The organism is Acinetobacter sp. ANC_7553, from assembly GCF_056779895.1.
On the sequence record NZ_JBWYIV010000002.1, the window covers coordinates 86,218 to 111,660 of the forward strand.

Below are 25,443 nucleotides of genomic sequence, written 5' to 3' on the forward strand. Positions count from 1 at the left end.
CCATGTATTTTTAGCTATTCTTTTCCAACGAAAAGAGCTGACTTCATGTCAACTCTTTGAAATATTCGTTAAATAGGGTAGTGACGAGTTTTGGTTTGCATGGTGATCCAACGCAGCTCAGTGAACTCTGCAACTGAGACTTTACTCCCAAATCGTCCATAACCACTTTGTTTCACGCCACCAAAAGGCATTTGCGCTTCATCATGAACGGTTGCACCATTAATATGACAAATACCTGATTCGATACGTTTAGCAACATCTAGAGCTAGGGATAAATCTTGACTAAAAACTGCTGCAGATAATCCAAATTCTGAGTCATTTGCTAAATCGATTGCTTCATCAACAGTTTTAAAACGTTGAACGGTGCACACAGGACCAAAAGACTCTTCGGCATAAATCTGCATATCTTTAGTGACGTCAACTACGATAGTAGGTTGCATCATAGCACCATCAATGCTTAAACCTAGTGGTAAATATGCACCTTTTTCACGTGCATCTTCAATTAAATTTTTGATTCTTGTTGCAGCTTTTAAACTTTCTAGAACGCCCAGGGGTTCTTGACTCTCAAGTGGATTTCCTGCTCTGATATTCTGAACTTTATTGATCAATTTTTCGATGAATTGGTCTGCAATTTTTTCATCCACAAGAACACGCTCTGTCGACATACAGATCTGTCCCTGATTGAAAAAAGCGCCGAAACTGATGGCATTAACGGCTTCGTCCAGGTCCGCTTGCTCCAATACAATGACCGGTGCTTTGCCACCAAGTTCCAGCAACACTGGTTTGAGGTATTTCGCTGCAGTTTGTGCAATTATTCGTCCTACATGCGTTGAACCTGTAAAATTAATTCTTTTAGTCAATGGATGACTGATTAAACGCTCTACAATCTGTGGAGCATCTTGCGGAGCATGAGTAATGACATTGACAACACCATCGCCAATACCTGCTTCATGAAGTACTTCCCCAATTAATCGATGTGTTGCAGGGCAAGCTTCAGATGCTTTAAGTACGACTGTATTCCCACAAGCCAGAGGCATCGCTAAGGCACGAGTGGCTAAGATAACAGGAGCATTCCACGGCGCCATACCAACGATGACACCACATGGAACGCGAACACCCATAGCGATATTGCCAGGAACATCTGATGGAATAATATTTCCATCAATTTGTGTAGTCATGGCTGCTGCTTCTCTCAGCATATTGGCAGCAAGATGGACATTAAAGCCATACCACGTCGCAGTTGAACCTATTTCATGTATTGCAGTTTGAATAAACTGTTCAGTTTTTTGATCCATCAAATCTGCAGCTTTAAGCAATTTTAAACGTCGGTCTGTTGGTGATAGAACAGACCAAGTTTTAAATGCTTCATGCGCTGACTCAATTGCACGATCAACATCGCTTAAAGTCGCTGCTGCACTCGTTGATGCGATTGAGCCATTAATTGGACTGATTCTTTGAAAAGTTTGTCCTGAACTTGCTGCAACAGATTGGCCGTGAATAAGTAACTGTACGTTTTGCATGGTGAATGTTTCCTTACATGTCCATCATGACGAAAAAAGTAGATTCTGCTTAAGCAGGACGTTTATAAGTTTGAAGACCTGGTTTGATTGTTTTGTCATCCAAGAATTGCTTCATACCTTGTGCACGACCACCTTCATCATCACGGTAGTTGCATTGATCCAGTTTGGCGTATAAGTAATCTTCGTTTTGCTCCCAAGTCAGCTCACGACAGCGCTTAAAACCATTCTTCGCTGTACGCAGTACAACTGGATTCTTTTCAAGCAAATTATTTGCCAATTCAGTTACTTCTGCACGTAATTGAGCAAGTGGAACACTCTTGTTCACTAAGCCCATATTTGCAGCTTCAACACCAGAGAAGGTTTTGCCTGTCATGATGTAGTACATAGAAGCACGATGACCGACTGTATCAGCCATAGCTTTGCTCACTAAGTTACCTGGAGGAATTCCCCAATTCACTTCAGACAAGCCAAATGTAGCTTCATCTGCTGCAATGGCTAGATCACATGCGACTAGTGGTGAGAATCCACCACCGAAGCACCAGCCGTTTACCATTGCAATCGTTGGTTTTGAATAAAAACGAAGTAAATGCCATTGCCAACGTGATGCATCACGACGAATTCGCTCTTGGAAAATTTCTGGCTGGCTGTCAACCTCACGGAAGTACTCTTTCAAGTCCATACCTGCTGTCCAAGAATCCCCAGCACCAGTGAGTACCAAAACACCTGCTTCTGGATCGAGTTCAAGCGTTTCAAGTACATCAATCATTTCTTTATTTAAGGTTGGACTCATCGCATTTTTCTTTTCTGGGCGATTTAAAGTGACCCAAGCAATGCCAGCTTCAACTTTTACATCAACAGTGGACCAGCGATTTTGATAAGACATGATAAGCTCCTTAGTGTTTGTTTTATGTCCTGTTGGAATTAAGATAATATCAGTTAAACTTACATACAAGTGTTTTTTTGAATTTTTTATAGAATTTTTATAATCTATTGATATTTAATAAAATAATATTTTAAATGAATTTTATTTAAAAAAAAATATTGATTATTTTATAAGTTTGGGTGATATTTTTTGAGTTGCCTGGACGGAGGCAATACATAGGATGTGTATTTTTTTAAAAGTATTTTAAAAGCTCTAAAAGGGACAATAAAAAATGGAACAAAGTGTAAGTAGTAAGACTAAAGCTACGCTTACACTCGTACTGTGTTTCGCTATCGCTGTATTTGAAGGTTTCGATCTTCAATCAATGGGCGTAGCAGCACCACGGATGCGAGCAGAGTTTGGCTTAGATAATACTCAAATGGCATGGGCATTTAGCGCGGCAATCTTGGGTACTTTACCTGGTGCATTATTAGGAGGTCGTTTCGCTGATAAAATTGGGCGTAAGGCAGTTCTATTGACCAGTATTTTAATTTTTGGAGTGATGTCAGTTCTAACGGCATATGCTTCTGATTATACACTGCTTTTAATCATTCGTTTCTTAACTGGCTTAGGGATGGGTGGCGCTTTACCAATGATGATCACCATGGCATCTGAGGCAGTATCAGAGAAACATAAAGGCATTGCAGTCAGTATTATGTATAGCGGTATTCCATTTGGTGGAATGTTGACATCATTTGTTGCAATGGGTTTAGCTGGTGATGCGCAATGGAGACATATCTTCTACATTGGTGGCTTCGCGCCAATTCTTTTAATCCCTTTGCTAATGAAATATTTGCCAGAGTCTAAAGACTATTTAACAGCGACGAAGAATAAAACTTCTACCCCATTCTTTGAAGTGTTGTTTGCAAAAGAACGGCGTTTTTCCACGATTCAAATTTGGATCAGTTTTTTCTTTACGTTAGTTGTTTTATATTTTTTACTCAACTGGTTGCCACTATTGATGGGTGCACAAGGTTTAGGAAAAACAGAAGCGAACTATGTTCAAATTGGTTACAACATCGGTGGTATCTTCGGGTCGATTCTCATGGGAACTTTACTTGATAAGATTCGCATGAGTACTGTAATTAAATTTATATATATTGGCATCTTGTTATCACTGTGCTGTCTTGCAATATCTCCAACTGTTGCTTTACTTGTATTGTCTGCTGTGGGTTGTGGTCTATTTATTGTAGGTGGCCAATCAGCGCTCTATGGATTGGCAGCGATGTTCTATCCAACAGAAATGCGTGGCACGGGTGTAGGCGCTGCAGTCGCAGTAGGGCGTATAGGATCTTTTGCAGGGCCACTATTTGCTGGCATGCTACTGTCGTTAGGTTCTAGTTCAGCAATGGTCATTGGTGCAAGTATTCCACTGATTTTATTTGCAGCTGTTGCGGCATTAATGCTTGTACGCAAGCCACGAGCAGAGCAGTCTGATGCTGTTCTAAATATAACTACACGTTAAACATATGTTAAAAGTATGATTACGACAGTAGTCATACTTTTGTTCATCTATTAAGGAATATAAAATGTCAGAAGTTAATCATTCGATTCCGACACTGAGCTATATAATTGCAAGGGTTGATCGTATTGTGAGTAAACTTTTAACTGAACGTTTAAAAGACTTAGATATCACCTTATCTCAGTTTACAGCATTGTCAGTTATCGCTGCGAAAGGCAATCTATCTAATGCAAAACTTGCAGAACGTTCATTTATTAAACCGCAATCTACCAATAAAATTCTACAAGATTTACAAAACCAGGATTGGATCAGTAGAGCTTCAGATCCCTCACATGGACGAAGAATTTTAATTAATGTAACGCCTAAAGGATTTGAAAAACTCGAACAATGTCGAAACATTGTTAATGAGATAGAACAAAAAATGTTAGATGGGGTAGATATCCATTTAGCTTATTTAATTCGAAACAATCTAGAGTTAATGGCAACCAATCTTCAAAAAATAAATATTGATGATACGAACTCATAATCACCTCAGTTATCAAAAATAGAATAGTGAATTTACGGCCTAAAAGAGTCCTTTAAGTCAACAGAGATTGATATTCCAAATCTGACTCGTTAGGATCAATCATGATCAAAAAAATTGAGTAGTTATATGTCTTCAGGGCAGCAAGTGTTAATTGAACTTCGCAAAATGATTATTTCTGGGGAGATTGCAGGAGGTTCTCGTTTGGCTGAAATTCCGACTGCTGAAATGCTAGGTGTATCACGTCAACCCATTCGAATGGCTTTTCGGCTTTTAGAGCAAGAAGGCTTACTCGTTAAAAATCCAACTCGAGGCTATACTGTTCGAGAAATTTCATCCAAATTAGTTCATGATGCGTTGCATGTACGTGGCGTTTTAGAAGGTCTAGCTGCAAAAACGCTTGCTGAAAAAGGCATGACGATAGATCAACATCAAACACTTTTGAATTGTATTACCCAAATTGATTCCATATTCAATAAACCAGAATTAACAAGCGATGATTTAGAAACCTACCATCATTACAACACTATTTTTCACAATACTATTATTCAAGGCTCGGATAATATTGCAATTGTGCAAGCACTTAGTAAAAACAATCAGTTACCTATGGCATCTGCACAAGCACTGACTTATGATAAAAATAATGCGCTGTCTGAAATTCGTCGTTTGCAATATGCGCATATCCAACACTGCTCAATATTCAATGCATTAAAGCAAAAAGACTCAGCACGCGCTGAAAGTTTAATGCGTGAGCATAGTCATGTGGTTACTTTAGGGGAGACTATGCGTTCAATATTTCACACAGATGGGTCTATATAAAAAACCCTTCAATTAATGAAGGGCTACACTTGAAAATCTATCGATCCCAATTAAACATCAATGATAATTCGTTGAGATTTGGCTCTTGAGCAACAAGGTGTGAATTGATCATTTGCAGCTTGTTCCTCTTCAGTTAAATACATATCTCTGTGATCAATTTCACCTTCAACTACATTCACTAAACAAGTGCCACAAATACCTTGTTCACAAGATAAAGGGATACAGATTCCAGCATGTTCTAAAGCTTGTGCTGCAGATTGATCAGCTGCGACATGAATACGTTGCCCTGTTTTTAAAATCTCAATTTCAAAACTGCCATCTTGACTGGTATCAATAGCTTGTGCGCTGAAATGCTCTTTATGTACTTGATGACTAGGCCAAGAGAGCGTATCTGCGGTATGGATCACATAGTTCATAAAACCATCTGGGCCACATACATAAATATGATGATCGATATGAGGAGAGGCAAAGACCGTATTCAAAAGAATATGTGTTTCAGGTTCATCATCAATATGGATGTGGACGGAATCTCCTAGAGCCTCTAAATCTTGTTGGAATGCAATAGAAGCTCTCGTTTTCACAAAATACAGTAATTGGAAGGGCTGATTATTGCGTTTAAGCTCTTTAGCCATTGCTAAGATAGGGGTGATACCGATTCCACCTGCACACAAATATGCATATTCTGTCTCAGGAACCAAGGCAAACAAATTTCGTGGTTCACTAATCTTGAGCTGCTGACCCTCACGAAGTTGTTCATGAATAAATTTAGAACCACCACGTGATAAAGGATCATTCAGGACACCAATGACGTAACGGTGCTGCTCTGAACTACAATTTGCCAAAGAATACTGTCTAATTATTTGATTACCTAAATGCACATCAATATGTGCACCGGCTTGAAAAGCTGGTAATAATTCACCATGGGTGTTTACCAGTTCGAAAGATAAAATGTGTTCATTATGACGATAAATCTTCTGAATAGTCACATCCATGTGAGTATCGCTCCTTGGTAAAATGAAAAACTGATAAAATGTGGGTTTAATTTAAACAACATTTAAAGTTGTAATTTTCTGCTCATCATTCGTTTGCTCTAAGCTGATCAAGCGGTCAATTACTTTTCGAGATTGAACACCGCCTGCATCAATATTCAGCATTAGCAATTTACGATCAGGATGTCTCAATAAATTCTGTTGCTGTTGTTCAAGCATATCTAAATCTTCCGAGAAAATTTTGCCCTGTCCCTCACGAATTTGGTTAGTTAATTCGATGTTGTCGGGTTGGAAGTGTCGAGCCATTCCCCAGAAATACCAGTGAGACGTTTCCGTTTCGGGGGTAATAAAATCCACAACGATTGAAGACACTTTTTTATTTTCCGGTGCGTTGTAACCACCATGCCCTGCGTGGGCAACACCAACTTCAATATGAACATTGCTAGGTGCATGAAAGTGACAAATTTGCCAACGGTCTACTAGGACATCTGCAGCGAGATTATTACCTTTTAGAGCCATTTGCCAAAATGGAGGTGCATAAATGTTTTCCATATGACGTTCAGTCACAACGTGGTCACCATCAACACGAGTGGTTGGTGCAGCTTCATCGATTTCTTTTTGACCAATGCTGTTTGCATGAACATATGTTTCATGGGTGAGATCCATTAAGTTATCAATCATCAAGCGGTAATCACAGTTGATGTGGAATAGTCCACCACCATAGGCCCATTCTGGATTTTCAGCCCACTCTAAAGTTGGGAGTTGATCTTCACTTGCAAGCGATTGGTCTCCTGGCCATACCCAAATAAAGCCAAATTTTTCAATTGCGCGATAGCTTTTATTGCAAGGAAAGCCACGTACACGTTGCCCAGGCATTGAAACCGTTTTGCCGTCACATCCCATCACTAATCCATGATAACCACAGACCAGTTGACCATCTTCAACAAAGCCTAATGACAAAGGTGCACCGCGATGTGGGCAAAAATCTTCAACAGCATGTATTTGGTTTTCTTTTCCACGATAAAAAACCATTTTTTCACCGCAAATTTGTCTTCCTAGAGGCTTATCTTGTACTTCTTCAGGTCGTGCCGCCACATACCAAGCATTTTTTACAAACATGAGTTGATCTCCTTATCAATTGGATCCAATAATTCTATTTTTTAGATAAAAAGTCAATAATAATCTTTAAAAATAAATATTTTGGATCCATTTTTGAGAGAGCATTTAAATAATGATTATTGTTGAGCAAAAATGATGGCAAATCACCATCCAAGAATATGGCGAAATTGATTCATTGTCAGAGAGGGCACGAGGGTTAATTTATTAAACAAAAAATACTTAAACTTGATGGATTATTGGGATTTTATTTTTAGCTTCATTAGAAAATTAAAATTGACCTAATTTTTTTATTTGACGACGACGTCTCGTGAGCCCCAAGATTTCTTGGCGATCTTGAATTTCTTGAGCAGAATAAGGAAGCGTCTGTTGCAATGCTTCGAGTTGAAGATGACTGTTTTCAATGAGGAAGCAATCATGCTCAACTGGCCATGCACTGGTAATGGGTTTGCGTTTACGGGAATAGTTCATGGTTAAATTATAAAATTTGAGAAAAGAATAGTGTAGATGCGTATCAAGTTAAACGACAAAAAATGTCGTAATGATTTAGAACACTAAGATTTTAAACCCTATTTTAATGAGAATCTTTCAACGTACTTTTAAGTCATATTAATTGAATAAAATTACCTAGATTTACACGGTTTACATAACATGTGGATTTTGAAATGAGTTGTTACGTTTCGTGCCATCCCTCTACTGGTTTTTAAGTTAATATTTTAAAAGTTAAAACTTAATAACACCAAGAAAATTAACAATAAAAATAAAGAAATAATCATTTCTGTCATGAACGATTCAATGAATAATCATCGGAATGAGTAAAAAATATGATGCTAATCGTGGTGTGTTTTGCTTTGGTCAGTTGCTATGCCGTATGGCGACTATTATTACAACCTAAATTGATTATGGGGAATACGCAGAGGCACTTTGATTTAACAAAACTCCTCAAGCCTACTGATCTCAGCCAGCCGGCGCGCTTGGTGTATGATACGGATTCTGTCGAAGATATTCGTATGTTTGATGAGGTTGCAAAATTACTGTTTGAGAAACGTGTAAATCATCGTGATATCAAGTTTGCTCAGCAAATTCAATATGAGTTTTTGAACAAGATGCCATCACGAACTTTATGTCAGATCAATCAATTTGATTTAGGTGAGTGGTCGATTTTATGGGAATATCGTAATCAATCCCTTGAATACTATGTGAGTCAATATGGCATCATGTATCGACATACTGACGCACAAGGGGTAGAGCATCAATCTGACTTTATTCAGTAATTTAGAATTTAATCATTAACTAAATTGAGATAATTTTGGAGCATGTCATCCCAAATTTTTTCTGCGCCTTTTTTGAAATATCCCATGTGTCCAATTGCAGGCATTTGATACTGTTTGGCTGTGATATCAATGTAGCGCATATCAGCAGAACGATAATGTTGCATAAAGGCTTGCCTCGAATTTGGGAGAGCCCAATCATCATCTAATGCTGAAACAGCATAAATTTTGGTTTTAACACTTGCATATTGTGCTTTTAAATCTTGTTGCTCGGGGTCAGCGAAAAAATATAACGGATTTTTGCACCAACGACGCCACTGTTGATATACCCCTAAAGGCAGATCAGAGCCCATATTGAATTTACTCCAAGGTAAATAACCTGTGACTGCGACAATGGGTGGAAACACAATACTCCACATCACGGATACTTTGAATCTTTCTTTGAACGGCATATATCCTGCCCAACCTGCACCTGTACCGTAGCAACACATGGCACTGACTTGATGATGATTAGGGGTAAGTCCCAAGGCTTGACCACCATAAGAGTGTGCAGTCACAAATAAGGGGAAAGTATCGCTAGAAAAGTATTCAATGGCACCAGCGAGATCAAGTTTCCCCCAATCCAAATAACTCATTTTAAAACCTTTGAGTTGTGCTGGAGATGATGCCCCCACACCACGATAATCAAAGGTTAGCACTTCAAAACCACGTTCTGCAGCATACTCTGCAAATCTGCGATAAAAAGGTTGGGGAACCGCTGTCGCTGAAGCCACAATAATACGTGCAACAGTCTTCACACCAGATGATAGGTAGCGAGTGCCGGTGAGCATATAGTTATCTAAGGCAGGAAACTGAACTTGAGTTTTATTGATGCTCGGCATCTGGTTCACATTTGAAATAGCTTGCATGTCTATATTTCCCGATATTGAACTATTGACCTTTAAAGCGAGGTTGACGTTTTTCGCTCATTGCTCGCATACCTTCGACTGCATCTTCAGATTGTATTAGTGGAAGAAGATGAGTCTTTAACTGATTAAAAGCGTACTGCTCATCATGTGAAATCGCTTCGTGAGCAGCCGTCAAGGTGGCTTGAACAGCGAGTGGAGCAGCTGAAGCGATGGATTCGGCAAGTTCAATGGCACGGTCAAGCGGATCTTGTTCTGTTACTTCAGTAATCAAATGAAGTCGAAATGCAGTTGCAGCATCAAAAAAATCCCCCGTCAATAAGTAGCGCATTGCATTAGACCAACCTGCAGTTTTAACGAAGCGTGAAGTTGCTCCGCCAAAGGGGAGGATGCCACGTTGCACTTCAAGTTGAGTAAATTGGGTATTTTGATGGGCAATACAGATATCGGCATTCAACATCAATTCTATTCCAGCAGTAAAACAATACCCCTTCACAGCGACAACGACTGGTTTTTTTCGTTTACGACCAGTCGTGCCCCATGGGTTAATCAGATTCATATCTTCCGAAAATATACCATCTGACATACGCGGCTGAAGCTCAAGCAGATCTAATCCTGCCGTAAAGTGCTCTCCATGTGCATAAATCACAGCACAGCGTAAATCAGACTGGTCTTCATAGGTGGTAAGTGCTTGTGAAAGTTCATCAATCATATGACTGTCGAATGCATTGCGCTTCGCAGCACGGTTTAAACCAATCAACATCAGATGATTGCGAATTTCAATGGTTATTCTGGTCGTTTGAGTTGTATTCATCATTATTATTTTCCATTGAGGATATTCTATTTTTAGAGGAGTTTAATGGTTAGGTCAAAACTGTGCAGTTCAAATTGAACAGCGCTAAGTCGTGTTCGTTAAGAATCATGTATGGTGCCATTCAATATGCGTTAGGATAGGCGTATCAAATAAACCACGATCATTTTAAGTAGTGTATGAGCCTTTTAGAAATTATTTCAGTATTGATTAGTGTATTGGGTGTAACCCTCACTATTCGCCGTAATATTTGGTGTTGGCCTGTGAATCTCGTGGCTTATGGCTTATATGCAAAGTTATTTTATGATTATCAACTCTATGGTGAAACGATATTGCAATGCGTGTTTATCAGTTTAGGTGTGTATGGGTGGTGGATATGGAAAGCTCAGTTTAAACAACAAGAGCAACTTGCCATCAATCGTATTCAAGGGTTGAGAATTATCAAACATGTGTTTTTTACAATGTTGGCAGGATTTATTTTTGGTTTAGGTCTGGATTATTTTACGGATGCTTCCATTCCTTATTTAGATGCTCAATTGGCAAGTTTAAGTCTGCTCATTACATATTGGACGTCTAAACGATATTTGGAAATTTGGCCTGCTTGGATCGCGGTGGATATCATCTATGTCATGATGTTTATGTATAAAGATCTATATTTGACGGCTGGTCTTTATGGCGCATTTATTGTTTTAGCCTTATTAGGTTATCTTCAGTGGAAGAAAAAATATCAAGTTCAACAGCAAACCGTCCACTCACTTTGAAAGATTCACATCCTTGGACATTGATTTAAATGATTTGATCTGCAAAATAAAGCAGATCAACGTAACAATGAAGTTGAATTTAACCAATAGACTTTAAATGTATGATTATCCACTTTTGGGAAGCTCGATTTCTGCAATTTGTAAAATCATTACAACAGCATCCTCACCGTTATCTTAATTTTGAATCCGTTGCCGATTTTTATCAAAGTCAGTGGTTAAAAACACTTCCTCCTCATACTGAATATTTTTGTACTGGATTAGACGATGGTGCAGAGCAATTTGATATTTTGATTCAATATTTGCATCATCGAGTCAGTATTCACATTGCACAAGAAATTAAAGTTATTTATCGAGAACTCGATCTCTAAGAGTTCTAAGAGTTAGGAGTGTACTTAGCAATTTTTAGCTGAGTCAAATCAAAATGCTTGAGCGTATCGCTAGCTGGATTTAAGCAAAAAAAGCTTTAAAAAAAAATAGAATAAATGGTAAAAAAACCTTGATAAATCCTAATCTTAAGGTTAGATTGTGATAATAAGTGCAATTATAATAAAAAATATGTGACTTTAGTCACTATATTTTATAGGGGTGAAATAGATTTAATGATTTTAGAGTCAAATGAAAATATAGTTTGTTTTGATGAGCTGTTTCTATTGAGTTAGTTCATTATGTTAAAACTATTCAATCGGATTTTTCGCCCCTATACACTTCATTCATTTATGAATCAAAGTGTCTTGATGAATTGGAGTAACTTAAATAAATGTATTCTGGTCATGGTATTGGGCGGACTTGCACATATCACCTGGATCGCATGGTATTTATTTTCATTTCATCATCCTGCATTACATCATTGGCTCAATCCTGATTATTATTATTTTCACCTATCACGGATGTTGCTGTGCTGTGTATTACAGTTCTTACTGATTATTCCTTGTGTCATATGGCGTCATAAAGAGTGGGTGAGACAATATTTACCTTACTTTATTATTTTGGTATTTTCCGTAAGCTTTATTTATGGTGGCTATTCGGTTGGTATCAGTAGTCCTGCTACCGTTGCGGGATTTATCAGTATTTTAACAGTTGGTCTGGTTTTATTTGAACGCAAGATTGTATATCTGCTTTTTTTACCAGTCATTGTATATATGCTCATTGCAATTGTCAGTAGTGCATTGGGTTATATGACCTACGCACCGGTCTTTAGTGATCAGCTCAATTATTCAGTCATGGTATTTAATGAATTCTGGGTTTATTCACAACTTTATTTTTACGTGCCTATTTTTTTTGCGACTTTTGTATTGTTTGAGATTTTGTTGACGCAATGGAGAAATCGAGAAAAACAAATTAATTTAATGAGTCAAATGGACCCGCTTACGGGGATTTATAACCGTCGAAAAATAGGTTTAGAACTCAATGAAATTCAATTACAAGAACGAAAATTTGCTCTCATTCTGTTAGATCTTGATCATTTTAAGAGTATTAATGATAACTATGGTCATGATATCGGAGACAACGTCTTAAAGCGTGTTGCCAATGTACTACGTCAAAATATACGTGATACAGATATTGTCGGGCGATTTGGTGGTGAAGAGTTTGTGATGCTGTTGCAGAATAAAAACCTCAGAGCTGCGATGGAGGTCGCAGAGCGGTGTCGCAAAGAAATTGAAAATGAGCTCTTTTATATCGATGAACGTACGACGATCAGAGTGACAGCAAGCTTTGGTATAGCCATTTCTGAATTTAATTTAAATAAAGAAGCGGTGATTCGTCATGCAGATCAAGCATTATATCTAGCAAAAAAACGTGGTCGTAATCAGGTTAGACACTACTACGAACTTCAGGATGCTGATGTCATACAAAAAAGTGAAACTTGAGCCGTAAAATTATCAGGTCACAAATTCGTCATTTAAATCAGTTTTACTTCATCTTGAAATGCTTTAAGATTGGTTGACTATTAATCAAATATTTGATTTAAAATTTAAAAAATTATGAAGATCAAATTCTTATCATAATTGAGATGAACGTATTATGACGATACTACCCGTTGCTCAAAAAGGTGAAGTGATCCTTGAATTGGTTGCATCGCCGGTAAGTGAACTTGAGTTTAGTAGTAGCTGGTTAACGCATCTGGTTGAAGCAATGAATTTTACGCTGCAACAGCGCAATGGTGTCGGTATTGCTGCACCACAAGTTTATGTCTCTAAAAGGATTATTATCGTCGCTTCAAAACCCAATATACGGTATCCCGATGCGCCTGAGATGGAGCCTATTTACATGATTAATCCTGAAATATTGGAACATTCTGATCATGTTGTTTTAGGAGAAGAGGGATGTTTAAGTGTAGAGAATCGACGTGCGGAGGTGGCTCGAGCTTCATCAATCCGTGTCCGTTATCGTAATATGCAAGGACAGGAAATTACTGAGACTTTTTCAGGATTCCCTGCACGAATTATTCAACACGAAATTGACCATCTTGATGGGATCTTGTTTGTAGAGCGAGTTCACGCTGCTTAAAAAGACAATATAAAAGATAAAAGGACAGAATGAAGTTAATCAGGAAGATTCAACATATGATTAAGCGATTGTATCGTATGGCCAATACGTACATCCTTGATCCTCAAAATATGCTGATCAATTGGAGTGATTTTAAAAAGGGACGGCTTATCCTCTTTTTTGGAATTCTAAGCCAACTTGAGGTCGCTCGCTGGTTAATTGTGGCTTTTTATACCCCTGAAAAAGCACAGTGGTTAAATCCTGACTATTTTGAATTACGTGTTACCCAATTGTTGGTGACCTCCGTGATTTATCTTGTCCTGTTTTGGAGTTGTTTCAAGTTTCAGCATATCGCTAAGTTTCAAACCTTCATTGCTTACTTTGCCCCTAGTTTCTTTGGAATGACCATGATTTATTCAGGGTATTCGATTGGAATTTATAGTCCTGCAACAATGGCAGGGTTCATTAGTATTGTATTGGTCGGGTTGGTATTTTATAGCCGTAAAATTATTTATGGGATTGCAATTCCAATTACGATATACACGTTATTAACGTGTTACTTGACGCATATCGATCGAATTCGTTATGCACCTATGTTTAGTGATGAGTTGAATAAAAGTATCGTTTACCAAAATGATTTTTGGGTCATGAGCATGGTACAGCTCTACGTGCCCATTTTACTTATGAGTGTTTTATTCTTTGAGATTTTACTCACCCAATGGCGCAGTCGTGAAAAACAATTTGAAACCAGCAGTAAATTTGATGCCCTGACGAACGTTTATAACCGTCGTCAAATCAATGAAGTGTTATCACATTTTCAGCAGGATCGTGCTGATTATGCTGTGATCTTATTGGATTTGGATCATTTTAAACAAATTAATGATCAATATGGTCATGCAGCAGGAGATGAAGTCCTGAAACAGGTGGCGACGCGTTTGGAATATCATGTTCGTATTGGTGATACGGTTGGACGTTATGGCGGTGAAGAATTTATATTAATTCTGGACAATCTCAGTCGTGATCAAGCGGTTGATATCGCAGAACGTTGCCGTAACGCAATTGCACAGCAGCCGATTGTGCTGGATGATGGAACCTCGTTAAATGTGACGGCAAGCTTTGGTATTGCATTATCCCATGAGTTATCTGATCAAGATGTCATTACGCATTGTGCAGATCACGCTTTATATATTGCCAAAGAAAGCGGACGAAATCAGGTACAGTTATATCAGTCAGCTTAATTCAATGATTAAATTTCGGTTTTGGTACTACTAACTATAGAGAAACATACGTTTAGGTTTTTTTATAGCAATGCTTTTGTTTTGGTCAGTGATCATCAAATTCATACCATAAATTGATCTGAACGATAAAGCAGTCTTTTTAATGCTTAAAGCGCATTGACATGATCGCTGAATACATCCAAATTTTAATAAAAATAAATATGAATATTCGATAATACAATTAGATGATGACTCGAGAGAATGAAGTACAACAACAGCGCAGTTTATTGCAAGCTATCAAATATGTCTTGTTAGAATCTGAACGTTCTATTATTAACTGGTCCAACTTTAATAAAGGGATTCTGTTACTTATATTTGGGCTGTTGATGCTCATCGGTCATTGGTTGTGGTACTACCTAACTTTCCATTCAGAATATCAAATTTGGTTAGATTCAGAATATTATCCTCATCGGACATTGACCACATGTTTACAAGTGATTTTGACTACGTGTTTTCTGACGATCGCTTTAGTGCTTCGAAAAAATGCTACTGCTCGCCGAATCTTGGGCTATTTAATCCCCTTATTTTATGGATTGATTGTCATTTTTTCAGGATACACGGTTGGGATTTATAGTCCTGCGGTGATGGCGGGAACGGTCAATATTGTATTAATTGGTTTTGTGTTATATGAACAGCGCATCATCTATAGCGTCTCTTTTATTATTGCTTGTATTATCGTGTGGTTGGCAGTACTGACGGCCAATGGTCAACTGACTTATGCACCATTATTTAGTGATGCACTGAATCAATCTAATTTGTATGCCAATCCTTTTTGGCTGAAAAGTATGGCGGTACTATATTTACCCATACTGTTGTGCTCAGCAGTTTTTTTTGAGTTGATCTTGTCACAGTGGAGACGACGTGAGCGTAAGATTGAAATACTAAGTCAGAAAGATGCGTTAACCAACCTCTATAACCGTCGTTACATCAATCAGTTTACTAGTAAGTTAATTCAACAAAATCGCAGCTTTGCTTTCATCATCTTAGATCTCGATTTCTTCAAGCAGATTAATGACAATTATGGTCATGATGTTGGTGATCTTGTACTTAAACGTATTGCTCTCGTTTTAAAACAGCAAACACGAGAAGAGGATATAGTAGGACGGCTCGGTGGTGAAGAGTTTGTTCTAGTACTGACAGATGGTGATATCGACGAAGCATTAATCATCGCAGAACGTTGCCGTCAAACGATCGAAAGTGAAAAAATTGAGATTAGCCCAGCGACTTTTATTCAAATAACGGCAAGCTTTGGCGTGGCGATGTCACAAAATTTACCACATCTACACACAGACGAAGTAAAGCAAAGGATTTATAGTGCGGCGGATAGAGCACTATATCTTGCAAAGCAGAATGGCCGTAATCAAGTCAGATGTGACACGATATCGACAACTGAATTTAACATTTGAGATCTTATTTTGGGTCTCCATTGATCACCAAGAGAATAAAAATGAAGACACCTGTACCTGATTATCTTGCCCATGTATTGGACCAATGTCATGCGAATACCGAAGGAGCATTGGCTGACTATATTCCAGAACTGGCAGCTGCCAATCCAAATCGTATCGCTTTAGCACTTTCAACCATTGATGGTACGATTTATTCTTCAGGGGATGATGAGGTTGAGTTCACGATTCAATCAATGTCTAAACCATTTGCTTATGCATTAGCGATTCAAGAACATGGTTTGGCTCAGGTATTAGAAAAAGTTGGTGTTGAACCTTCGGGGGAAGCATTTAATCAAATCTCATTAGAAAAAGAACGATCGATTCCCAAGAACCCAATGATTAACTCGGGTGCGATTACGACACATTCTTTATTACCTCATAAAAAGACTGTTTCTCGTGCAGAACATTTACGACGTTTCTTGAGTGAACTGTGTGGGCGTGAGTTAACCTTTGATGAGCAAGTCTATCAATCTGAACTCAAAACAGCATTTCGTAATCTTTCGATTGGATATATGTTGCGTACCGTCGGCGTGCTAGAAGAAGACCCAGAACAGATTGTTCATGGTTATATTCAACAGTGTGCGATTAAAGTCTCCGTGAAAGATTTAGCGCGAATGGGCAGTGTGTTGGCGAATGGCGGAAAAGACCCTGTTACGGGAAAATGTATTTTAGATCGTCAGGTATGTCGTCAGGTACTTAGCGTCATGATGACGTGTGGTATGTACGATGCAGCTGGAGATTGGTTGACCACCGTTGGTATTCCTACCAAAAGTGGTGTGGCAGGGGGGATCATTGGTGTCTTACCAGGTCAGGTTGGAATTGCGGTTTTTTCGCCTAAATTAGACAGCCATGGCAACAGTGTTCGAGGTGTGGAAATCTTTGAACGTCTATCAAGTGATATGGGATTACATTTGATGGAGGGAACCCCTTCAGCACAAACCATTATCCAAAGTCGCCGTGAGTATGATGATGGCATGGTGGTATATGAGCTACGTGGTGTCTTACAATTTACAGAGACTGAAATGTTCTTGCGTGAGTTACAGAATGAGCCTGTAGGTAAAAATAAAGTAGTGCTTGATCTTACACATCTGACTTTAATCCATGATGTCGGTGCTCGAATGTTATTTGAAGGTGTGAAACGTCTACAGGATGATGGTCACAGAGTGGTGGTCTTAGATGCGGAATCATTGTTATCGGAACAACAAAGTAAAGGACACAAACGCGTCATTGTCCAACAGCACTTGCATGATTATTTAAAGTAATCAGCAAAGATGATGCGCTTTAAGATGCGTGTATAATATTGAAAATTGTATACCGTTTTTTGGGAATGTTATGAAGTCTGAAGTCCAGCAAGGCAAAATTAAAATTTATCATGCCGATAAAGGTTTTGGTTTTATTGGTGGTGCAGGTGAGGATATTTTTTTCCACATTTCTGACTTTCCTGCAGATGAAGGTGAGCCAAAACGCAATGACCGAGTCAAATTTCAGGTAGTTGAAAATCAAGGTAAGTTAAAAGCAGTCAAAATTCAACGTGTAGCTGACCAGTCAGCGAAAGCGAAGAAGTCTCGTGTGGCATCACATAATCAGTCGATTACCAGCGCATTATTGTCAAGTTTTAAAAAATAAAATGTAGAAAAGCCCTGAATCATCAGGGCTTTTTTTATATAACTGATCAATCATTTATATCATGTTTAAAATGTTATTTTAGATGATCGGCAATATCGGTAAAAATCACACCTAAACCATATGCACCAGCATCAGGATAGCCTAAGCTACGATCACCGACAGTACCTGCACGACCCATACGTGCAACAATCTCTTTGGTCGATTCTGCGCCTTGAACAGCAGCTTGAGCACCTAAGATAAAGTTTTCCTTAAAGCTTTTGTCGGTGTTGTTTGACCAAGAGTCAGCACATGGCACTAAAGCATCGATCAACGTTTTATCTCCCACTACCGCGCCACGTCCAAATGAACGTTCGCCTGTGGTTTGAATACCTTTTACTGCGGCTTGCAGCATATCGGCAAAATCTGCCACGCTTAACGTGGTTTTACCTTGAATGGCTTTACTTGCGGCACGGAATGCTGAACCCCAGATGGGACCCGAAGCACCGCCACAATGTTCCATAATGATCATGGAGCTATTGAGCAAGAATTCATCCATCTGCTGTGCTTGGATCAAGCTTTGCCATTCTTTCTTGAGTTGTTTAAAGCCTTTAGCCACACTCATGCCGAAGTCACCATCGCCTGCGTGTGCGTCTAACTCACAAAATGGCACTTCATTTTTAATAATACAGGCAGCCATGACATCGACCACATAGCGCATGTTTTCAATGCTGAATTGCTCATTTTGAATTTCAGCATGTTCTGCTGCAGTTTCAACTTCGCTATTGCCTTGATGTTGGGTAGCCGTATCTTTTATCGCAAACTCAATGGCTAAAGCAGGTGAACCATCAAGTTTAAAGGCAGGGGTGTTGGCTTCGGTATCTAAGTATGTTTTGAGTTCATCATCCAATTCAAGTAATGAAATGGATGCGCCATTCATGTCGATACTGGTCATGTAGTTGCCGACAAAGGTACGGTAAATTTTGATGCCCTTATGTGCAAGGTGTGCGCATACATCATGGTTAAACAGATACAGTTCTTGCATTGGGGTAGAACCAAAGCCATTGATCAATACTGCAACTTCTTTCATGTCTGGACGATCTAAAAACAGGTCATCGACCATACGTTGTGCCAGTTCTTTTGCTGGCAAGATTTTTTCACGACGGATGCCCGGTTCACCATGAATACCCACGCCGTATTCCATTTCATCATCGGCAAGGGTGAAGGTTGGTGTGCCTTTAGCAGGAACAGTACATGAGCTATAGGCAAAACCTAAACTGATGACATTGTCAGCCGCTTTTTGAGCGACTGTTTTAACTTCACCTAATTCTAAGCCTTTAGATGCTGCTGCGCCTGCAATCTTATGAACAAAGATTGTGCCTGCGACACCACGACGACCGACTGTATATAAACTATCTTTAACCGCAATGTCATCTGCAACTTTCACAAAGTCGACTTGAATTCCGTCTTCAGCGGCTAAGGCTGCACCATTCTGGAAATTCATCATATCGCCAGAATAGTTTTTGATGATCATTAACACGCCCTTGTCGGTTGCGACATGTTGTAATGCTTTATAGACCTGAATTTGCGATGGAGATGCAAATACGTCCCCGCATACGGCTGCGTCTAACATACCTTTACCGACAAAGCCCGCATGGGCAGGTTCGTGGCCGCTACCACCACCACTGATCAGTGCAACATTATTATGTTTTTCTTTTCTTGAAATAATTTTGTGAGACTCAGTAAATGCGAGTTCTGGGTGTGCAAGGACAAAGCCTTTGCACATTTCGACAACCAGTTGTTCTGGGTTGTTGATGAGTTTTTTCATTTAATAAAGCCTGTGTATTTATCGGGGAGAATTTGAAAGTATCTATTATTATAGAAATGGGATCATGTGGACGACAATATTTTTAGAGAATTATCTACCCCATCGGCTAAACCTTTATCGTTTAAATTGGCTAATCCTAATGAACCTTACGAAACTTTATAACTTACAGCAAACACAAAAGTCATTAGTAGCAATGCAGAGACTATTTCAACAACGACAGCAAGGTACAGCACAATATACCGAACAGATCGGGTGAACCGTACCGGGTTTGTCGGAGACTCAACATTCTGAGAAACTACTCCGATGAAAAAATTAAACTATACCCCTGAAATCAAGGAAAGAGCGGTTCAACTTGTTATTGAATCCGAAAAAGATTATCCATCAAATTGGGCTGCAATCACTGCTATTGCTCCCAAGATAGGTTGTACCCCTGAAACACTGCGTGTTTGGCATCAAAAATATTTGGATCAACAAAATCCAGTTAAAGTACAGCATCTTTCAGATCAAGAACGCATAAAACAACTGGAACGTGAAAATAAAGAACTGCAACGCGCTAACGAAATTCTACGTAAAGCAGCTGCTTTTTTCGCCCAGGCGGAGCTCGACCGCCCACACAAATAATGGTGGATTTCATCCATAACAATAAAGACCTATATGGTGTTGAGGCAATCTGTAAAATTTTACCGATTTCACCATCGACCTATTACCGACAGTTGGATCTGACCGAGAACCCAGAAAAGCGCTCAAAACGCGATTTACATGACGTGCATCATGCTGAACAAGTGAAACGAATTTGGAAAGAAAGTTCGGGTCGATATGGTGTACGTAAAGTCTGGCAACAATTAAAACGTGAAGGCTATATTGTTGCACGCTGTACGGTTGCTCGATTGATGCAAAATCTAGGCATACAAGGTGTTTGGCGCGGTAAGAATAAACAAACTACTCGTAGCCGAGATGACCAAAAACGAGCACCTGACTTGGTGAAACGGAATTTTAGAGCTGATCATCCTGACCAACTGTGGGTCGCTGACTTCACGTATGTTCGAACCAATTCAGGCTGGGTGTATACCGCCTTTATTATTGATGTGTTCTCACGAGCCATTGTTGGATGGAAAGTATCTACACGAATGAATACAGATATGGTGCTCGATGCATTGGAGCAAGCATTACATGATCGAGGCATGCCAAAGCACGTGATTCATCATTCCGATAGAGGTGTGCAATATCTTTCCATTCGCTATACCAATCGTTTAGAAGCAGCAAATTTACGAGCATCAGTTGGTACGACTGGTGATTCATACGATAATGCTTTGGCTGAAACGGTGAATGGCTTATACAAAACAGAAGTGATTGAATATCTAAAAGCAGATTGGCAAGGTTTAGTAGATGTACAACTTGCGACATTAAACTGGGTGGATTGGTTCAATAAAAAGCGTGTACATAGTGCTCTAGGTTATGTATCGCCATTTGAGTTTGAAGCAATGTACTATGATAAGGTTAATCCGTTAGGTCAGGTGGCCTAACTTAAATAAAAATCTCTCCGATAAACCCGGTACGGTTCAGATGACCTTCACCACCACAATGCAACATACGACCTGTCTCTTTTATTAATTTTATTGAAATATTTTAAATATCATGAAATTTTACAGAGAAAATATAATTAAAAAAATTAGCTTAACGAATTATTACAATATAACTTTTCATAAGTAATTTATATAAATTAATTTGTAAATTAAGAATAACTAATTAGACCTAATTTAACCTGAATTGCGAATAAAAATTTTTCGTTAAAATAATAAGATGAATATAATTTCATTATAAATTTTTAGAGTAATCAGATCACAGTATATTCTTTATATGATTCAAATAATGAATAATCTTATTATTTGAGCAGAACTCGGGTTAATTTAAGGAATAAAAAGTCCTTCAAGAGAAGGACTTTTTTAACATGTTTAGATCACCGAGTCATCCAAATTCGGTGCTAACCAACGTTTCGCCTCATCCAAGGTCCAACCTTTACGCTTCGCATAATCTTCCAACTGATCGCCAGAGATTTTGCCCACGTTAAAGTATTCGGTTTCAGGGTTTGCATAGTAGAAACCGCTGACTGATGAAGGTGGCCACATTGCAAAGCTACTGGTTAAGTAAGTACCGATCTTATCAGTCGTACCTAACCAATCAAACAAAGGCGCTTTTTCAGAATGTTCAGGACAAGCAGGGTAGCCCGGTGCAGGACGAATACCCACATACTTCTCTTTGATCAACTCTTCATTCGTTAACTGTTCATCCGCTTGGTAGCCCCAGAACTCTTTACGAATACGTTGGTGCAAGTGTTCTGCAAATGCTTCTGCAAAACGGTCACCCAAGGCTTGAACCATAATCGCGTTATAGTCATCACCTTTAGTTTTGTATTCCTGTGAAAGTTCTTCCGCACCAAAGATCGATACAGTGAAACCACCCAAATAATCTTGCGCCACGTCTTTCGGTGCAACAAAGTCAGCTAGTGAGAAATTCGCTTTGCCTGTCACTTTGTCAGACTGCTGACGAATATGCTCAAAGGTATGCGTCACATTGCCATTTTCATCCGTTACCGCAACAGTATCCGCTGCAACACGATTGGCAGGGTAAAGACTAAAAGTAGCGCGCGCATCGAAACGTTTATTTTCGATGATGTCTTTGAGCATCGCTTGTGCTTGTTCAAACAAATCACGTGCAGCTTCGCCAACGACTTCATCTTCAAGGATTTTCGGGTATTTACCCGCCAAGCTCCAAGAAATAAAGAACGGTGTCCAGTCGAAGTATTCAACTAAAGTTTCGAGTGGATAGTTGGTGAATGTTTGCGAACCAATGAAGTTTGGTTTTACAGGTGCATGCTTTTCAAAGTCAATCTTGAAACCATTTTCAACCGATTCAGCATAAGAAAGTTTTGCTGCTTTCGGTTGTTTGTTGGCAAGACGCGTACGGATTTTTTCATAATCCGCAGCATAGTCAGCTGCCAATTGAGGCTTCATTTCAGGTGAAAGCAATTGGGTTGCAACACCGACTGCACGAGATGCATCGGCAGTGTAGTACACACCATCATTGTGATATTGCGGTGCAATCTTCACAGCGGTATGTGCTTTAGACGTGGTCGCACCACCAATCATGAGTGGAATGTTAAAGCCTTTACGTTGCATTTCTTTGGCAACAAAAACCATTTCATCCAATGACGGTGTAATCAACCCTGATAAACCGATGATGTCAACTTTTTCATCAATCGCTGTTTGTAAGATTTTCTCACACGGTACCATCACGCCAAGGTCAACGATGTCATAACCGTTACAGCCAAGTACCACACCCACGATGTTTTTACCGATGTCGTGTACGTCGCCTTTAACAGTAGCAAGCAAGATTTTACCTTTGGCTTCGCCTTGGGTTTTTTCTGCTTCAATAAATGGGTTCAACCAAGCCACGGCTTGTTTCATCACACGTGCAGATTTCACCACTTGTGGTAAGAACATTTTGCCGGCACCGAACAGGTCACCCACCACGTTCATCCCTGCCATGAGTGGACCTTCGATCACATCAAGTGGACGAACTGATTTTAAACGTGCTTCTTCAGTATCTTCATCGATATAAGTCGTAATACCTTTAACTAACGCGTATTCAAGACGTTTTTCTACAGGTTCATTACGCCATTCAAGGTTTTCTTCGGCTTTTTGCGCACCCGCTTGACCACGGTATTTTTCTGCCACTGCAAGGAGTTTTTCTGTTGCTTCTTGACCGCTAGTACCTTGGTTACGGTTCAGCACCACATCTTCAACGGCTTCTTTCAGCTCAGCATCAATGTCATCATAAATTGCAAGCTGACCTGCGTTTACAATACCCATGGTCAAGCCTTGTTGAATACCGTGATACAAGAACACCGCATGGATCGCTTCACGAACAGGTTCATTACCACGGAATGAGAACGATACGTTTGAGATACCGCCAGACACCATGGCATTTGGAAGGTTTTGCTTAATCCAACTGGTTGCTTCAATGAAGTCCACACCGTAGTTGTTGTGTTCTTCAATACCAGTTGCAACCGCAAATACGTTCGGGTCAAAAATAATATCTTCAGATGGGAAACCCACTTCGTTGACTAAGACATCATAAGAACGCTTACAGATTTCTTTTTTACGTTCAGCAGTATCCGCCTGACCGTTTTCATCAAACGCCATGACAATCACTGCCGCACCGTATTGACGGCAGAGGCGAGCACGTTCTACAAACTCGTCATAACCTTCTTTTAAGGAAATTGAGTTAACAACCGCTTTACCTTGGACGCATTTTAAACCTGCTTCGATGATTTCCCATTTCGAAGAATCGAGCATGATTGGCACGCGAGAGATATCAGGTTCAGATGCGATCAGATTCAGGAAATGCACCATCGCTTCTTGCGAATCGAGCATACCTTCATCCATGTTGATGTCGATGATCTGTGCACCGGCTTCAACTTGTTGACGTGCCACATCTAAAGCTTCGGTGAAGTTACCTTCTTTAATTAAACGAAGGAATTTTTTAGAACCTGTCACGTTGGTACGTTCACCGACGTTGACGAATAATGAATCTTTGGTGATGTTGAATGGCTCTAAACCACTTAAACGACATGCAGGTTCAATTTCAGGGATTTGACGCGGTGCAATACCTTCAACCGCTTGCGCAATCGCACGAATATGATCCGGCGTCGTACCACAACAACCACCCGTAATGTTAATTAAGCCACTTTCAGCAAATTCTTTAATAAATGCTGCAGTTTCTTCAGGAGTTTCATCATAACCACCGAAGGCATTTGGTAAGCCTGCGTTAGGATGCGCTGAAACAAAAGTATCCGCAACGTCAGACACGGTTTTGACGTGTGGACGCATCGCATCTGCACCAAGTGCACAGTTAAAGCCAATCGATAAAGGCTCTGCATGGCGCATTGAGTTCCAGAATGCTTCTGCGGTTTGACCTGTGAGTGTACGGCCAGATGCATCGGTAATGGTGCCCGAAATCATAATTGGCAGTTCGTAACCAATTTCTTTAAACACTTCTTTCACTGCAAAGATCGCAGCTTTGGCATTTAGGGTATCGAAGACCGTTTCAATCAAGATGATGTCTGCACCACCTTCAATCAATGCCTTAGTCGCTTCAATGTAGTTAACTTTTAACTCATCAAAGGTGATGTTACGGAATGCCGGATCATTTACATTTGGTGAAATTGAAGTGGTACGTGACGTTGGTCCTAATACGCCTGCGACAAAACGTGGCTTTTCAGGTGTTGAGTATTTTTTACATGCTTCTTTGGCAATTCGAGCTGCTTCACGGTTAATCTCAGGAACCAAATCTTCCATATGGTAGTCAGACATTGAAACACGCGTTCCATTGAACGAGTTGGTTTCAATAATATCTGCACCAGCTTCAAGATAAGCTTCATGAATGCCTTGAATAATCTGTGGCTGAGTTAGAACCAATAAGTCGTTATTACCCTTAAGGTCGTAGGCCCAATCCTCAAAACGTTCACCACGGTAATCAGCTTCTTCCAATTTGTGGCGTTGGATCATGGTACCCATTGCACCATCAATAATCAGGATACGTTTGGCAAGAAGCGCTTTTAAGGTGGCGAGGGTAGACATCAAATGACTCTCACAAAAATCTGCACAAATAATGGTGCAATATTTTAGCAGAGTTACGTCCACTTT

The 25,443-nt window shown here is 39.5% G+C and carries 22 protein-coding genes and 1 other annotated feature; of the genes, 13 read left to right on the top strand and 9 right to left on the bottom strand.

Annotated features, from left to right (window positions below):
• Positions 1-68 precede the first annotated feature (68 nt).
• Positions 69-1,520, bottom strand: a complete 1,452-nt coding sequence (locus AC1M9I_RS02135; protein ID WP_481586544.1) for an aldehyde dehydrogenase — start codon at positions 1,518-1,520, stop codon at positions 69-71.
• Between the two features lie 49 nt (positions 1,521-1,569).
• The gene (locus AC1M9I_RS02140) at positions 1,570-2,403 is read right to left on the bottom strand and encodes a p-hydroxycinnamoyl CoA hydratase/lyase (protein WP_035270071.1); all 834 of its coding nucleotides are present in this window, start codon (positions 2,401-2,403) and stop codon (positions 1,570-1,572) included.
• A 271-nt stretch (positions 2,404-2,674) separates the two neighbouring features.
• Between AC1M9I_RS02140 and mhpT the strand changes: the two genes are divergently transcribed.
• The 3 genes from mhpT (at position 2,675) to AC1M9I_RS02155 (ending at position 5,246) form a co-directional block, all read left to right on the top strand.
• Positions 2,675-3,907 carry a 3-(3-hydroxy-phenyl)propionate transporter MhpT gene (gene mhpT, locus AC1M9I_RS02145; RefSeq protein ID WP_092766908.1) on the top strand — a complete coding sequence of 411 codons (1,233 nt, stop codon included), beginning with the start codon at positions 2,675-2,677 and terminating at the stop codon, positions 3,905-3,907.
• A 64-nt stretch (positions 3,908-3,971) separates the two neighbouring features.
• Positions 3,972-4,430, top strand: a complete 459-nt coding sequence (locus AC1M9I_RS02150) for a MarR family winged helix-turn-helix transcriptional regulator (RefSeq protein ID WP_092766907.1) — start codon at positions 3,972-3,974, stop codon at positions 4,428-4,430.
• Positions 4,431-4,556: 126 nt separating this feature from the next.
• Positions 4,557-5,246 carry a GntR family transcriptional regulator gene (locus AC1M9I_RS02155; RefSeq protein WP_481590590.1) on the top strand — a complete coding sequence of 230 codons (690 nt, stop codon included), beginning with the start codon at positions 4,557-4,559 and terminating at the stop codon, positions 5,244-5,246.
• Between the two features lie 50 nt (positions 5,247-5,296).
• Here the strand turns inward: AC1M9I_RS02155 and AC1M9I_RS02160 are convergent, their stop codons facing one another.
• The 3 genes from AC1M9I_RS02160 to AC1M9I_RS02170 all read right to left on the bottom strand — a co-directional run bounded on the left by AC1M9I_RS02160 (position 5,297) and on the right by AC1M9I_RS02170 (position 7,822).
• The gene (locus AC1M9I_RS02160; RefSeq protein WP_481610615.1) at positions 5,297-6,238 is read right to left on the bottom strand and encodes a PDR/VanB family oxidoreductase; all 942 of its coding nucleotides are present in this window, start codon (positions 6,236-6,238) and stop codon (positions 5,297-5,299) included.
• 51 nt (positions 6,239-6,289) lie between these two features.
• Entirely contained in the window at positions 6,290-7,354 is a 1,065-nt protein-coding gene (locus AC1M9I_RS02165) for an aromatic ring-hydroxylating dioxygenase subunit alpha (RefSeq protein WP_035269112.1), read from the bottom strand.
• A 267-nt stretch (positions 7,355-7,621) separates the two neighbouring features.
• On the bottom strand, positions 7,622-7,822 hold the full coding sequence (locus AC1M9I_RS02170) for an acyl-CoA thioesterase (RefSeq protein ID WP_481610616.1): 201 nt from the start codon (positions 7,820-7,822) through the stop codon (positions 7,622-7,624).
• Positions 7,823-8,175: 353 nt separating this feature from the next.
• On the opposite strand from AC1M9I_RS02170, the gene AC1M9I_RS02175 reads away from it, so the two are divergent.
• A complete protein-coding gene (locus AC1M9I_RS02175) occupies positions 8,176-8,625 on the top strand; it encodes a hypothetical protein (protein ID WP_051586611.1) in 450 nt (149 codons plus the stop codon).
• Positions 8,626-8,633: 8 nt separating this feature from the next.
• Here AC1M9I_RS02175 and AC1M9I_RS02180 read toward each other — a convergent pair whose 3' ends face one another.
• Both AC1M9I_RS02180 and AC1M9I_RS02185 read right to left on the bottom strand, forming a co-directional pair.
• Entirely contained in the window at positions 8,634-9,530 is an 897-nt protein-coding gene (locus tag AC1M9I_RS02180) for an alpha/beta hydrolase family protein (RefSeq protein ID WP_481610617.1), read from the bottom strand.
• Between the two features lie 22 nt (positions 9,531-9,552).
• Positions 9,553-10,344: a crotonase/enoyl-CoA hydratase family protein gene (locus AC1M9I_RS02185; protein ID WP_416224318.1), complete on the bottom strand. Its 792-nt coding sequence runs from the start codon at positions 10,342-10,344 to the stop codon at positions 9,553-9,555.
• Between the two features lie 173 nt (positions 10,345-10,517).
• On the opposite strand from AC1M9I_RS02185, the gene pnuC reads away from it, so the two are divergent.
• The 8 genes from pnuC (at position 10,518) to AC1M9I_RS02225 (ending at position 17,934) form a co-directional block, all read left to right on the top strand.
• Complete coding sequence (gene pnuC / locus AC1M9I_RS02190) at positions 10,518-11,099, top strand: nicotinamide riboside transporter PnuC (protein ID WP_481610618.1); 582 nt, start codon at positions 10,518-10,520, stop codon at positions 11,097-11,099.
• A 101-nt stretch (positions 11,100-11,200) separates the two neighbouring features.
• Positions 11,201-11,467, top strand: coding sequence for a hypothetical protein (locus AC1M9I_RS02195; RefSeq protein ID WP_481591919.1), 267 nt, complete (start codon positions 11,201-11,203; stop codon positions 11,465-11,467).
• Positions 11,468-11,833: 366 nt separating this feature from the next.
• Positions 11,834-12,967 carry a GGDEF domain-containing protein gene (locus tag AC1M9I_RS02200; RefSeq protein ID WP_035269141.1) on the top strand — a complete coding sequence of 378 codons (1,134 nt, stop codon included), beginning with the start codon at positions 11,834-11,836 and terminating at the stop codon, positions 12,965-12,967.
• A 151-nt stretch (positions 12,968-13,118) separates the two neighbouring features.
• Positions 13,119-13,607: a peptide deformylase gene (def, locus tag AC1M9I_RS02205; RefSeq protein ID WP_481610655.1), complete on the top strand. Its 489-nt coding sequence runs from the start codon at positions 13,119-13,121 to the stop codon at positions 13,605-13,607.
• Positions 13,608-13,663: 56 nt separating this feature from the next.
• Positions 13,664-14,824 carry a GGDEF domain-containing protein gene (locus AC1M9I_RS02210; RefSeq protein WP_179997681.1) on the top strand — a complete coding sequence of 387 codons (1,161 nt, stop codon included), beginning with the start codon at positions 13,664-13,666 and terminating at the stop codon, positions 14,822-14,824.
• Between the two features lie 224 nt (positions 14,825-15,048).
• Positions 15,049-16,269 carry a GGDEF domain-containing protein gene (locus AC1M9I_RS02215; RefSeq protein ID WP_481610619.1) on the top strand — a complete coding sequence of 407 codons (1,221 nt, stop codon included), beginning with the start codon at positions 15,049-15,051 and terminating at the stop codon, positions 16,267-16,269.
• Positions 16,270-16,310: 41 nt separating this feature from the next.
• Complete coding sequence (locus tag AC1M9I_RS02220) at positions 16,311-17,570, top strand: glutaminase (RefSeq protein ID WP_481610620.1); 1,260 nt, start codon at positions 16,311-16,313, stop codon at positions 17,568-17,570.
• A gap of 70 nt (positions 17,571-17,640) precedes the next feature.
• On the top strand, positions 17,641-17,934 hold the full coding sequence (locus AC1M9I_RS02225; RefSeq protein ID WP_481594426.1) for a cold shock domain-containing protein: 294 nt from the start codon (positions 17,641-17,643) through the stop codon (positions 17,932-17,934).
• 73 nt (positions 17,935-18,007) lie between these two features.
• Here AC1M9I_RS02225 and dhaK read toward each other — a convergent pair whose 3' ends face one another.
• Positions 18,008-19,738: a dihydroxyacetone kinase subunit DhaK gene (gene dhaK / locus AC1M9I_RS02230; RefSeq protein ID WP_481594425.1), complete on the bottom strand. Its 1,731-nt coding sequence runs from the start codon at positions 19,736-19,738 to the stop codon at positions 18,008-18,010.
• Positions 19,739-20,041: 303 nt separating this feature from the next.
• Here dhaK and AC1M9I_RS02235 point away from each other — a divergent pair.
• Positions 20,042-21,261 (top strand): IS3 family transposase gene (locus tag AC1M9I_RS02235; protein WP_481610621.1). Its coding sequence is split into 2 segments (ribosomal slippage): positions 20,042-20,318 and positions 20,318-21,261, totalling 1,221 coding nucleotides; the frame shifts between segments, so codons are not numbered across the junction.
• Positions 20,317-20,433, top strand: a sequence feature (AL1L pseudoknot). Its footprint overlaps the gene before it by 117 nt.
• Positions 21,262-21,690: 429 nt before the next feature.
• Here the strand turns inward: AC1M9I_RS02235 and metH are convergent.
• On the bottom strand, positions 21,691-25,377 hold the full coding sequence (metH, locus tag AC1M9I_RS02240; protein ID WP_481610622.1) for a methionine synthase: 3,687 nt from the start codon (positions 25,375-25,377) through the stop codon (positions 21,691-21,693).
• Between the last annotated feature and the right edge of the window lie 66 nt (positions 25,378-25,443).